10 protein-coding genes are annotated in these 12,638 nt (G+C 67.1%); 2 read left to right on the top strand and 8 right to left on the bottom strand.

The window, feature by feature from the left end:
- Nucleotides 1-86: 86 nt before the first annotated feature.
- Nucleotides 87-1,862: an L-lactate permease gene (locus ACGFY5_RS04995; protein WP_392717424.1), complete on the bottom strand. Its 1,776-nt coding sequence runs from the start codon at nt 1,860-1,862 to the stop codon at nt 87-89.
- 80 nt (nt 1,863-1,942) lie between these two features.
- The gene (locus ACGFY5_RS04990; protein WP_392717422.1) at nt 1,943-2,551 is read right to left on the bottom strand and encodes a TetR/AcrR family transcriptional regulator; all 609 of its coding nucleotides are present in this window, start codon (nt 2,549-2,551) and stop codon (nt 1,943-1,945) included.
- 75 nt (nt 2,552-2,626) lie between these two features.
- On the opposite strand from ACGFY5_RS04990, the gene ACGFY5_RS04985 reads away from it, so the two are divergent.
- Nucleotides 2,627-3,688, top strand: a complete 1,062-nt coding sequence (locus ACGFY5_RS04985) for an FAD-dependent monooxygenase (RefSeq protein WP_392717420.1) — start codon at nt 2,627-2,629, stop codon at nt 3,686-3,688.
- 6 nt (nt 3,689-3,694) lie between these two features.
- Here the strand turns inward: ACGFY5_RS04985 and ACGFY5_RS04980 are convergent, their stop codons facing one another.
- The 5 genes from ACGFY5_RS04980 to ACGFY5_RS04960 form a co-directional block, all read right to left on the bottom strand.
- On the bottom strand, nt 3,695-4,333 hold the full coding sequence (locus ACGFY5_RS04980; protein ID WP_392717418.1) for a restriction endonuclease subunit S: 639 nt from the start codon (nt 4,331-4,333) through the stop codon (nt 3,695-3,697).
- Nucleotides 4,321-5,751 carry an N-6 DNA methylase gene (locus tag ACGFY5_RS04975; protein WP_392717416.1) on the bottom strand — a complete coding sequence of 477 codons (1,431 nt, stop codon included), beginning with the start codon at nt 5,749-5,751 and terminating at the stop codon, nt 4,321-4,323. Before ACGFY5_RS04975 ends, ACGFY5_RS04980 begins: the two co-directional genes overlap by 13 nt.
- Nucleotides 5,752-5,938: 187 nt before the next feature.
- Nucleotides 5,939-6,610, bottom strand: a complete 672-nt coding sequence (locus ACGFY5_RS04970) for a hypothetical protein (RefSeq protein ID WP_392717414.1) — start codon at nt 6,608-6,610, stop codon at nt 5,939-5,941.
- Between the two features lie 239 nt (nt 6,611-6,849).
- A complete protein-coding gene (locus tag ACGFY5_RS04965; protein ID WP_392717412.1) occupies nt 6,850-8,436 on the bottom strand; it encodes an FGGY-family carbohydrate kinase in 1,587 nt (528 codons plus the stop codon).
- Nucleotides 8,433-10,880, bottom strand: coding sequence for an aminotransferase class III-fold pyridoxal phosphate-dependent enzyme (locus tag ACGFY5_RS04960; protein ID WP_392717410.1), 2,448 nt, complete (start codon nt 10,878-10,880; stop codon nt 8,433-8,435). Before ACGFY5_RS04960 ends, ACGFY5_RS04965 begins: the two co-directional genes overlap by 4 nt.
- Nucleotides 10,881-10,971: 91 nt before the next feature.
- On the opposite strand from ACGFY5_RS04960, the gene ACGFY5_RS04955 reads away from it, so the two are divergent.
- Nucleotides 10,972-12,129, top strand: coding sequence for a PucR family transcriptional regulator (locus ACGFY5_RS04955; RefSeq protein WP_392717408.1), 1,158 nt, complete (start codon nt 10,972-10,974; stop codon nt 12,127-12,129).
- Here ACGFY5_RS04955 and ACGFY5_RS04950 read toward each other — a convergent pair.
- Nucleotides 12,110-12,475, bottom strand: coding sequence for a hypothetical protein (locus ACGFY5_RS04950; protein WP_392717406.1), 366 nt, complete (start codon nt 12,473-12,475; stop codon nt 12,110-12,112). The genes ACGFY5_RS04955 and ACGFY5_RS04950 overlap by 20 nt on opposite strands.
- Nucleotides 12,476-12,638: the final 163 nt, after the last annotated feature.

The following is a 12,638-nucleotide window of genomic DNA, read 5'->3' as shown; positions in this document are numbered from 1 at the left end:
TCCGAAGGTTCGCCTCGAGTGATCCCCCACCGGGCTCGGTAGGGCAGAGAAATGGGCCGGCCAACCGGCCGGCCCATTTCAAGTGGTCAGGGCACCATCCACGACAGCACCGCGGTGGACTGGAGCCAGCTGAGCAGACAGATGCCGGCCAGGAACACCAGGCTCCACCCGACCACCCGCCGGAAGATGTCGCCCTCGCGGTTGTCCAGCCCTACCGCGGCAGCGGCGATCGCCAGGTTCTGCGGCGAGATCATCTTGCCCAGCACGCCGCCCGAGCTGTTCGACGCGGCCATCAACGTCGCCGACAGATCGGCCTGGTTCGCGGCCGTCACCTGCAGCGCTCCGAACAGCGAGTTGGCCGACGTGTCGGATCCGGTCACCGCGACGCCGAGCCAGCCGAGGATCGGCGAGATCAGCGCGAACAGCCCACCGGCGCCCGCCATCCAGGTACCGAGAGTGACGGTCTGCCCGGACGCGTTCATGACGAACGCCAAGCCGAGCACGGCCATCACGGTGAGGATCGCCCACTTCAGCTGGTTGAGTGTCGCGCCGTACGCGCGTAACGCCCGACCTACCGACACTTTCAGCACGATCATCGTAATCAGGCCCGCGACCAGCATCTGCGTGCCCGGCGTCGTGAACCAGTTGAACTTGAACGCCACCGACGAGAGCTCTTTCCCGGCCGTGTTGGTCAGGTGCAGACCCGGCCAGTCGACGATCGTGGTCGCCCGCTCCAGGAACTCCTTCACCGGTCCGATCTGACAGATCACGAAGACGCCGATGATGATCGCGTACGGAGCGTAAGCACGCACGACCTCCGCCCGAGAGTCGGGCAGCACGGCCGTTCCGCCTCGCTCTTCCCCCGCCTCACGCCCAGGCGCCGCCTCACGCCCAGGCGCCGCCTCACGCCCAGGCGCCGCCTCGCGCCCAGGCGCCGCTGAGGCGTCGGTTCCGCCGCGGGCCGCCGGCCGCTCGTCCGGATCTGCCGCGCCGGGGTCAGCCCCGCCGGGACCTTCCGCGGCCAACGCATGGGCCGTCACCGGAGACGCGATCGGACGGCGGAGCCGCACCGCCACCACGAGGGCGGCCACCGACAACAGCGACGCCACGACGTCCGCCAGCGGCACCGAGATGAAGTTCGACGTCACGTACTGCGCGAATCCGAACACCAGACCGCAGGCCAGCGCGTACGGCCACGTCTCACGCAGCCCGCGCGCACCGTCCACGATGAACACGAGAACGAGCGGAACGAAGATCGCGAGGATCGGCGTCTGCCGCCCCACCATCGCCCCGAGCGTGTCGCTGTCGATGTCCGTCACCGTGCCGAGCGTCAGAATCGGCGTCGCCATCGCCCCGAACGCCACCGGAGCGGTGTTCGCGGTCAGCGCCAGCACCGCCGACTTGATCGGCGAGAACCCCAGCGCCATCAACATCACCGACGTCACCGCCACCGGCGTCCCGAACCCGGCCAGCGCCTCGATCAACGCCCCGAACGAGAACGCGATGATGATCGCCTGGATCCGCCGGTCGTCGCTGATCGACGTGAAGCTCCGCCGGAGCACGTCGAAGTGTCCGGTCTCGACGGTCATGTTGTAGACCCAGATCGCGTTGATGACGATCCACAGAATCGGGAAGAAGCCGAACGCAGCACCCTCGGACGTGGCGAGCACCGCCTGTCCCACCGGCATGCCGTACACCGCGATCGCGACGATCAGCGCTACAGCCAGCGCGACCAGCGACGCAACCCATGCACGGAGCCGGAACACTCCGAGTAGGACGAACAGAACGAGTAGCGGGATCGCCGCGATCAGCGAACTCCACGCGAGTGAATGAGCGACGGGATCCAGCACCTGTTGGTACACCGGGGCCACCTCTCCGAAGAGCAGCAGTGCCCGTCCGATGATGGCCCTAACTGTTGTTAAACGCGACCAATCCTCATCACTCAGTGAGAATCGGGATGACTCCACGGACGCAGGGCTACTGCCGTGGCGCGTTCCACGGCCGCCTGCACGACGTCGGGCGCCGGCAGAGCGTCCAGATCCTCGAGCAGCACCTGCAACGCACCGGTCACCGCACCGGTGAACGCTCCCACCATCGCGGCGGCAGTCACCTCGTCCAGCTCGTCCGGGAACGCCGCGGCGAGGTGACGCGCGATCTCGCGGGACACCTCGGCCTGGATCTGCAGGGCACGGCCCCGCACCGCGGGCACCCTCCGCACCAGGTAGAGCCGCAGCGCGGCATACCGACTGCTCAGGTCGTCGCTGTCCTCCCCCACGATTTTCAGCGCGGTGAGCAGCACGTCGGCCGGGCGGTCGTCCGGCTTGCGACCGTCGATCGCCTCCTCCGCGGCCCGCAGACGCGCGTCGGTTTCCGGGAAGAGCAGGTCCTCTTTGGTCGGGAAGTAGCTGAAGAACGTGCGCGTCCCGATCTCGGCCGCCGCCGCGATGTCGGCGATCGTCGTGCGCTCGTAGCCGTGCCGCTCGAACAGGTCGGCGGCTGCTGCCACCAGCGCCTGCCGCGTCCTGGCCCGCTTCCGATCGCGCAATGACATGCGTCCGATCGTACGGCACCCACTGCATTTCGGCACTCATTGCAAATCTGCACTCAGTGCGTTTATCGTTGAACAATGACCTCCGTGCTGATCTCCGGCGCCGGCGTGGCCGGCCCGACACTCGCGTACTGGCTGGCTCGCAGCGGCTTCCGCCCCACGGTCGTGGAGCGCTCGGCCGGCCCGCGGTCCAGCGGCAACCCGGTTGACGTCCGTGGCCCGGCGTTACCGGTCGCCACGAAGATGGGGCTCCTCCCCGAACTGCGGAAACACGCGACGCACGCCACGGGCATGCGTGTCGTCGGCACTCGCATCCGTGTTCCGTTGGGCGACGGCGAGGAGATCGAACTGACCCGCACCGACCTGGCGGCCGTGCTCTACCGCGCCGCCGAACACGACGCCGAATTCCTCTTCGACGACACGATCACCGCGCTGCACGACGACGCGGGGGGCGTGGAAGTTTCCTTCGAACGCACCGCACCTCGCCGGTTCGACTACGTGATCGGGGCCGACGGGCTGCACTCCACGGTCCGGCGCCTGGCGTTCGGCCCGGAAGAGCGGTTCGTGCACCACGCGGGCCTCTACGTCGCGACCGTCGCGCTCGGCGGCACGCCCGCGGAACCGCACGACGTCATGCTCTACAACCTGCCGCGACGCCTGGTCGCTCTGCACCCCGCGCGCGGCGAGGCCGGTGCCGCGTTCATCTTCCGCGGCCCGGCGCTTCCCAGTTCCGAATACCGCGACCTCGACCGCCAGAAGCACATCGTCACCACGGTGTACCGGGACGCCGGCTGGCGGGTGCCGGCCCTGCTGGAGCAGGTCCGGCAAACCACAGACCTCTATTTCGACGCTGTGAGCGCGGTGCGGTTGCCGAGGTGGTCGACGCAACGGGTCGCGCTCGTGGGCGATGCCGCGTCCTGCGTCTCGCTACTCGGCGACGGCTCGAGCCTGGCCATGGCCGGTGCCTACACGCTGGCGCGCGCCCTGGCCGAGGGTCACGGCTTCGCCGCCTACGAAGCGGAGCACCGCAAACTCACCACCCCCAAGCAACAACGCATAGCCCTCGGCGCCGGCCTCCTGGTCCCCAAAACCCGCCTCGGCATAGCCCTACGCAACACCGCCGGCCGCTTCATCCTCTGACCGGGATCAAGGATTCTCGACCGATGCATCGCCTCGGTACAGGACCGGAAGCAGCGAATCCCGCAGCGCAGCCGTGGTCCTGGAAATCTCGTCGTGGAGCGCGGCCTTCTCAGTGAGCAACGCCAGAGTCCGCGCGATCGCCTCCTGACGCATCAGGGGAGGTAGAGGGATGGGCAGGGAGCCCAGGGCTTTCGCGCTGATGGAGGGAATCGCTGACCCGGTTGCGTGGCGGCGAATCCACTCGACGACGCGTTCGTGCGCCAGGTAGAAGAGCAAGTACTTCGGAAACAAAACCTCGTTCCGCGGACGAAGCCGCATGCATGCCGTTCCGAACAGCCAGCCCTGCTCTTCGTCACCGATCAAAGCTTGACGGCCCAGGTCTCCAGTGCGGGCGGTGAGGACGTCTCCTGCAAGGAGTTGGTACGCCGACAGCTCGCGAATGTCCACGCTGGTAACACGCTGCAGGCGTTCCTTGCTCACCCCGTTGAAGCGAAAGTCTGCGCTAGACACCACGGGTACCCCGCGGTCATGTGTCGATACGCGACGACTGCGTAAGCGGCCGGACGGGCCTGACCGGATGTCGCAAACGTCCGCCAGAAGAGCATGATGCCAGCTGTCCGGCACCGAGCCGATCAAGGTTTCCATGTCAGTCTCGCTAGTTGGCCCGCGATCTCGGAGTCGAGTCCAAGGATCCGCTCTTCCAATATCTGCAGCCGCGCTACCTGCTGGTCGACAGCTAGCGCAGCAGCGCGCGTGCCGGTCGGCGTACCAGCGGGCCGGACATGCGCTCGCGGGCTGAGGTCACCCCCGAACTCGATCAATCGATCGACAGCCACTGACTCAGTGAAGCCAACGACGTCGCGATGGGCGTCTCCCGACCAATTCCGGTAGGCCGCCACGATCCGATCGGTGTCCTGCCGCCGAAGAACACGTCGCGTACGTCCCTGCATGTGCCCCAACTCGCTGGCATCCACGAAGAGGACCTCGCCTGCTCTCGCTCTCTCGCCTCGACGGAGGACCCACAGCGTCACGGGAATCGCTGTTCCCGGAAAAAGCTGTGCCGGTAGAGCAACAAGGCATTCGACGAAGTCGCTATCGAGCAGGTCGAGCCGAGCCCGCCTCTCGGCCGAATTCTCGGAAACCGCCGCATTATTCGGCAGAAGCACGGCTGCGCGCCCCCCGACCTCCAGCTTCGCCAGGGCTAGCTGAAGCCAGGTGAGGTTCGTCATTTTTCCTGACGGCACCGAGTAACGCCACTGCGGCAGACTCCACGCTGGATCGGCCGGCCAGCGTACGTTGAAAGGAGGATTACAGAGCACCAGGTCGAACAGATCCCCGGCATATAGGTCGACACGCATCGGATCTTCCGCGCGCCTGCCGACAGCATTTCGGATTCCACGCGCTGAAAGGTTCATGTCGGCCAGGCGCCAGGTACGAGTGTCGGGAGTCTGGCCCGCTATGCGTTCGGGAGGCGGGTCCTGCCCCGCGACCAGGATTGCGTCTGCCGCTCCGGCCAAGAGCGTTCCGGACTTGCAGAAGGGATCGAACAGTGACTCGCCCGGGCGCGGTGCGACGAGTGCCACTACGAGCTCCACCACCGTTCTCGGCGTGGAGAACTCTCCTCCCCGCTTTCCCTCCCGATCGGACAGCCATTCCAAAGCCGAGGAAAACAGGCAAGCGACGCCTGATGCCCCGCCACTTCGCTCTGCTTCGAGGATGACGGATCCGAGCCTTGCCGCGGCGCTCTGTAACGCCGCCTGCAACGACTGCTCTCGCCCTCCGGACCCCACCAGAGTGCGGGTCCACCCGGGCTGGGCGTCGAGAGGCCACGCCGAGGTCATCACCTCGACTGCCGCAGACCAGTCCTCACGCAGAATCGCTCCGGTCAGGTCGCTTCTTCGCTCTGGGTCTCCCAGCGCCCAGACCATCGTCAGGATGATATCGCCCGTTTCGACCGAGTCGAGCGCACCACGGAAGGCGTCAGCGAGTGCGAACAACATCCCATCCGGGAAGGGCGATGCCTCGCCCGCCTCGACAGGAGACGGCGGTTCGTCGGCGAACAACCGGGGCGACGCCCTCGAAACCCTGCGCGCCGCCAGCCAATCCAGCACCGCTCCGCGCGGAAACGCCATAGGTTCGAATCCCGGTAGCGGCGCCGGGAAGTCTGGATGCCGCCGTCGCCAGTTACTCACTGCGGCGGGAGTTACGCCAGCCTCGTGAGCAATCGCGGCCAGAGACATCCGATCGTCGCTAAGGCTCACTATTGCCACCGATAGGAGCCAGCGGAAAACGCGCGAGGATTTCGCTCAGCCGATCGACTCCAGCCAACTCGCGCCCCAGGTCCGGTGACAAGTAGTTCACCAACTCATAGATCCGACGACGGTCGGCATGCAAATCGCGATGATGAATCGGCTCGTGGTGCATAACGCGATTCCGAAACAGGCGCAGGTGGTCCAGATGCTGATGCAGATCGCCGCGAGGCCCGCGGTACAGCGGACGGAAAGCTCGGTGGAGCGCTGGCCTCCACATCTGAACTTCGTTGCGACGACTCAACAGCGACACCCAGAAGCCGAACGGCAGAGCAGCCACTATGTCGTCGCTGCCGCCCTGGCCCGCCTGTCCGTCAACGGCCACAGCCACCCGCGTTTTCGAGTGAGCGTCCCGCAACATGCGCTCACCCGGAGCGCCTGGCGAACACACCGTCCACCAGTCGGCGCGGTGGTAGTACCGCGCCAACTCGCCATGCAGAGCATTACGGAGGCCAACCTCCAAGCAGTGCAGGGGCGCATAGAAGCCGGCGGACGCATCCACGTTCCACCAGTACAGATCAATCGCACGGTCGTAGGAATTGACACACGCCTGCAGGTACGGCGCGAAACGCGGACCCGATAAAGAAGTACGGATCCAGCCATACCTGGACATGACTATTCCCCTGGAGGTCGACCGTCATCATCTGGACGTGATAGGTTGACTCAGTACGCCCCGGGATTCGCCTCTGCTTGCAAGCGGCCCGGGGCACAGCTATGTCTGCGCCAGGAAGCCCGGAGGGCGCCGAGCGGCTGCCCAACCTGACGACACCACAGTAGACACTGTGGACCTCTGCCGCAAGTGCGTATTGCAGTGCGCAGCGCTGTTAGTTGAGGCCCCAGTTTTCGCTTTGGTCAGGCGTTGAGTCTGCGGTAGACCGGGGCTAGTTGTTTGTGGAGGGTGCGGTACGTCGCGAAGAGCTCGTCGTAAACAGCGCGCTTGGCGGCGTCGGGATGGAAGCAGTGATCGTTCTGAGCCAAGCCACCGATCTCGGAAAACGTGACCAACCCGGCCCCCACCGCGCCGATCCAGCCCGCACCGCGGGCGTTGACCGCGACGGGACGGGCGTCGCGGCGGATCTCGACGCCGAGGACGTCGGCGAAGATCTGGCACCACGCGTCCGAGCGGGCCCCTCCCCCGGTGATCACCAGCGACGTCATCGGTGAGCCCAGGAACCGGTCGACCGCAGCGGTCAGCCACCGCGTGTTGAACGCGACCCCCTCGAACACCGCGCGCAGCAGGTCCGAGCGGTTCGTGTCGAGCGAGATGTTGAAGAAGCCCGCCCGCAGGCGAGGATCGTCGACCGGCGCGCGCTCGCCGTACAGCCACGGCGTGTAGAGCACGCCGTTCGCGCCGGGCGGCACCGAAGGTAGGATGCGGTCGAACGCGTCGAAGATCGAGCCCTCGTCGCGGGTCACGTGACCGGCGCTCACCAGTGGATCGTCGAACTCGACGACCTTGTCGCGCAGCCACGTGAGGTTCGCACCGGCGGTGGCCTGCAGCGCGGTCATCAGGTACCGGTCGGGCACCGCGCACGGCACCGACGCGATCTGCGCCCGAACGTCGGTCTTCTTCCGGCGGACGTGCGCGGCGATCCACGACGACGTCCCGATGTAGAGGTGCGGTTGGTTGTCCGCGACCGTCCCGGCGCCGACCGCGGCGGCGGTGTTGTCGATCGCGCCGGCCACGACCTGGGTGGCGAGCGGCAGACCGAGGTGGGCGGCGGCTTCCCGGGACAACTCCCCGATCACCTCGGTGCAGGCGACGATCGGCGGGAACTTGTCGCGGTCGATGCCGGAGTCCGCGACCAGGGCCGGGGAGTACCGGATGTTCCCGGGCCGCCGGTTGTCGGTGACCCACGACGTCAGGATCGAATCGACTGTCGCGACCGTGCGGCCGGTCAGCTTGAGGTTGATCCAGTCCAGGACGTTGAGGAACGACACCGTGCGCTCGTAGACGTCCGGCATCTCGTCGCGGACGTAGAGCATGTGCGCAGCGGGGTCCTTGCCGGTCGTCGACGGCATACCGCCGGTGAGCCGCAGCCACCGCGGAATCCGGCGCAACGCGATCCCGTCCATGGCCGGAAAGCCACCGAACTGTTTCCGCAGATGGGACGCCCCACGCATGTCGAGCCACGTGATGCAGCGCGTGAGCGGCTCCCCAGCTGCGTCGACAGGGATCGTGCCCTCACCCTGCGTCGAGGAGCAGATCGTGGTGATGGCCCGCAGGTGGTCGGGGTGGGCGCGGCCGAGGTCAGCGACGACCTCGGCTAGCGCGTCCCACCAGTCCCGCGGATCCTGCTCCGCACCGCCGCCCGGCAGCACGTGCAGCTTGATCTCGCGCTCGGCCCAGCCGGTCACGGTGCCGTCGGCCGCGACCAGCGCGGCCTTCACGCCGGAGGTGCCGAGGTCGATCGCGAGCACCTGGGGCTCTACCGTCACACGCCCTCCACCAGGGTGAACACCTGCTCGAAGCGATCCAGCGCGTCGTCGATCACCTCGTCGGTGTCCGCCATCGACGTGTACATGCGCGACCCGGCCAGCGTGATGATGCCGTGCGCAGCATAGGCCGCGCTCATCTGCTCCATGAGCCGCTTACGCGGCTTGTTCTCCTTCAAAAGCTTCATCGGGTGACGCATGTCGAGCAGCATCACGCCACTGACTTCCAGGTGGACGATCGAGCCCTGGTTGTAGGCGACGTACGGCAGCCCGAAATCGCCGATGAGGCGCTGCAGACCACGGGTGAGGCGGTCCCCGGCGCGCCCGGCCTTCACGGGAGCGTTGGTGCGCGCCATCTCGTCGATCGCGAAGTAGCCGGCCGCGCACGAGAGGGGGTTCGCGCTCAAGGTGCCGCCGACCTGGACGTGCGAGCCGTTCTTGCCGTCGAGGCCGGAGCCGAACACCGCCATGACGTCCGACCGGCCGCCGACGCCACCGGCCATCGGGTAACCACCCGAAACCGCCTTGCCGAGCACGGTCAGGTCCGGGGTGACGCCGAAGTAGCCGGCCGCACCGCCCATGCCCATGCGGAATCCGGTGACGACCTCGTCGAAGATCAGCAGCGCGCCGAACTCGTCGCAGAGCTCGCGCACCTTCGCGTTGTAGTCGCGTGGGACCGGGCGGGTGCCGGATTCGGGGCCGACCGGCTCGACGATGACCGCGGCGGTGCCACCCCTTGCCCTGTTCTCGATCAGCTTGCGCTTCAAGAGACGCAAGTCGTGCGGGAAGGCCTCGCGGGTGCTGTTCGTGGCGCCGAACGGGATGCCTTTCGCGTTCATCCGGTACGTGCCGGGGACGCGCAGGCCGTAGACCATCGTGTCGGACCAGCCGTGGTACGCGCCGCCGACCTTGATGACGACGTTCTTGCCGGTGAACGCGCGGGCGCCGCGTACCGCCGCCATCACGGCCTCGGTGCCGGAGCCGAGCGAGCGGTACATCTCGATGTGCGGCATGTACCGGTTGATGATTTCGGCGAGCTTGAGTTCGTACTCGTGGAAGAGGCCGGTGACGGGGCCGCTCTTCTTGATGACCTCGGCGACCTTCTCGTTCACCGGCGCGTAGTTGCTGCCGAGGAGCGTCGGGCCGCCGGCCTGGAGGAAGTCGATGTAGGTGTTGCCGTCGCGGTCGCTGAGGTAGGCGCCTTCGGCCTTCTCGATCGCGAGTGGGAACGGGTAGTTGAAGGCCAGGTTGTGCTGGACGCCGCCCGGGATGCGTTTCTTGGCGCGGTCGGTGATTTCCTTGCTGGCCGTGCACTTCGTTTCGAAGTAGTTGAGGACGTCGAGCATGGCGTCGTGGCGCAGGCCCCGCACCGGCTGGGCGACGAGAGCCTTGAGACGCCGCATCGTGTCGGGGACGTCCGGATATTCGCTGATCGCGTAGCCGAGCTCTGCCGCCTCCGACGCGATCGGCTGCGGGACGTCGTCGGCGTGGGTAGTGGCAGTGAGGTGCGCGGACGCACCCGCGGATGCCGCGCGGGGTTCGACACTCGCCGGAGCACCGGCGGGGTCGTCGCCCCCGGCGGACGCCAGGTCCGCCACCGCGGACGCGAGCGTGTTCTCGGTGTCGGCGGCAGCCGCAGGCGCGGTTGGGAGGGTCGCGGGCTCCGTCGCGCCCCTTGGCTGGAGCGCGACGGAGCCCGCGAGATCGGGGGTGCCCACGCTGGGCAGATCCTCGTGGATGGGAACGCGGATCGGCGGGACGGCTGCCGTGATCTGGGCGGCGATCCGCTTCTCGTCCTTGCGGAGCTTGCTGAACGCGACCTCACGGATCGCATCCGGAATCGTGTAGACCTTGCCGGACTCAGTCGTGAGCGCGAGCAGATACGCCAGCGACACCTTCTCGAGCAACGCCATGTTGAACACGGCACGATCCGGGTCGGTCCCGACCGCGATGATCCCGTGGTTCGCGATGATGAACGCGTTGTCGCCGCTCACCACCTGCTTCTGCACCTTCTTCGCCAGGAACGACGTACCCGACGGCGCATACGGAATGATCGCGACCTTGCGCCCGAGGAACCGCACCTGCTCGTCGGTGAGCGCCGGAATCTCCTTGCGCAGGAACGCCAGCGCCGACGCGTACGGCTGGTGCGTGTGCACGATCGCGTTCACGTCCGGCCGCTCGCGGTAGATGTTCGCGTGCATCCCGCACTCGATCGACGGCGCCAACCCCGACGCGTCGTCGTCCGGAATCGGCTTCCCGTCGAAGCCGACCAGGCAGATGTCCTCGGGCCGCATCTTGTCGTAGTCGTAGTTACTGGGCGTTACCGCATAGAAGTCCTGGCTCGGCACCCGCACCGAGACGTTCCCCTCGGTGGCCTTCAAGTAGCCACGTTCGAGCAAAGTGCGGCACATGTCGACGACGTGCTGACGCGAGCGCAGGTGCTTCATCGGGCCTCCCGGAGTCTGCTCTCATCCTGGCGGTCTCGACGAGCGAAATCGACGTCCCCGGATCAGCAAGAAATCGGGCACGATTTAGCACGTGGGGATAGAAGCGCCGTGGCAACGACTACCACCGGACCTGGCCGCCGCGATGCGGCCCCGGTTCGAGGACACCGTGCGGGACATCGCCGATGCGGTGACCGCAGCGTCGCCGGCTTTCCGCGGCATTTCCGATCCGAAGTTCTCCCGCGACGTGATGACGGCGGTCACCGTGGCGTTGGAGCGGTTCCTGGACCTCGCCGGCACCGCATCGCCGGCACTCCCCCCGGAAACGCGCGAGGTGTTCCTGGGCCTCGGTGCCGCGGAGGCCCGGGAGGAACGTGGGCCGGAGGTGCTGCTCGCGGCGTTCCGGACGGCCGCGCGCCTGATGATGCGAGCCTGCGGGGAGGCGTTGGCCCAGCTCCGGCCGGTGAGCGCGGCCGAGCTCATCGACCTATCGGACGCGATCACCGCGTTCGTGGACGAGTTGTCGGCGGGCAGCACCGAGGGGTATTCGCGGCAACTGCGGGAGCAGGCGGGGGAAGGCGACCGGCTCCGTCGGCAGTTCGCGGAGTTGCTGCTGCGTGGCGGCGCCGCGGAGAGCGTGGTGCGGGAGGCGGCGGCACGGATCGGCTGGGCGTTCCCGGACACCGTGGTGCCCGTTCTGCTCCCGCCGGATCAAGCGCGCGACGCACGGTTCCGGTTCGGTGCGTCGGGGATCGTGGTCGAGCGGGACCGTGACGCTCTGCTGTTGCTGCAGTCAGCCGCTCGGGCTTCTTCGGCCGGCCGTCATGCCGTGATCGGGCCGTCGTTGGAGTGGGCGCGCACGCCGGAAGCCGTGCGTCTGACCGAGCTCACTGCCGAGTTGCGCGGGTCCTCACCGGAGCCGGTGTTCGTCGAAGATCACCTGGCGACGCTGGCATTGCGGGGGGAACCGGGTGCGCTGGCGGTGCTTCGGGCGCAGCGGTTGGCGCCGCTGGATTCGTTGCGTCCGTCGCAGCGCGAGCGCCTGTTGACGACGTTGCACAGCTGGTTGCGGCACTGGGGGGCGCGGAACGAGGTCGCGGCGGAGCTGTTCGTTCACCCGCAGACGGTGAGTTACCGACTGAAGCTGCTTCGGGACCTGCTCGGAGAGTCGTTGGACGACCCCGGCGCCCGGTTCGAACTGCTGCTCGTGCTGGCCGCCGGGGGCGTCGGGGCTAGTTCTCGCGTGCGATGAGCGTGTCGAGCATCCCGATGATCCGGCTGACGCCACCCTCGAGAGTCGTGACCTTCGTTTCGAGGTTGGTCATCTTCGTTTCGAGGTTGGTCAGTTTCTGACCGTGGTCAGCGAGCATCATTCCGTGCCTCATGACAGAGGTCTCGATCCTGCTCAAGCATCCGCTGTGCTCACTCTGAGTGAGATAGGTAGCTTGCAGCAACTCGTGCTGCGCGAGCTGGCGCCTTTTGATCGTGTCCAAGTCACGCTCGATCCCCGCACGGAATCCGGATTCCATCTCGGCCCGCTCCTCCAGTATTTCGACGCGTCGCTCTAACGCCGCCAATGCGCCGCTCGGCTCGGTCATCAGGTTAAGCCTCTCTCAGGTCTCGGCGAAGGTCCGTCGAGACCGTAGCAGACTCCTACCTACGAGCCAACGGACCTATGAGGGTAAGACGCGCGTAAACACGACCGCGTTCTCCGTCCAAGCCGGCGTCTCGTTCGCCGTCGCAGTATTAGCGTCCGGCTTC

Origin of the sequence: Cryptosporangium sp. NPDC048952 (assembly GCF_043197895.1) — a bacterium.
Lineage (GTDB): Bacteria > Actinomycetota > Actinomycetes > Mycobacteriales > Cryptosporangiaceae > Cryptosporangium.
Note: the sequence above shows the minus strand (reverse complement) of the source record. Positions and strands in the feature narration are given on the sequence as shown.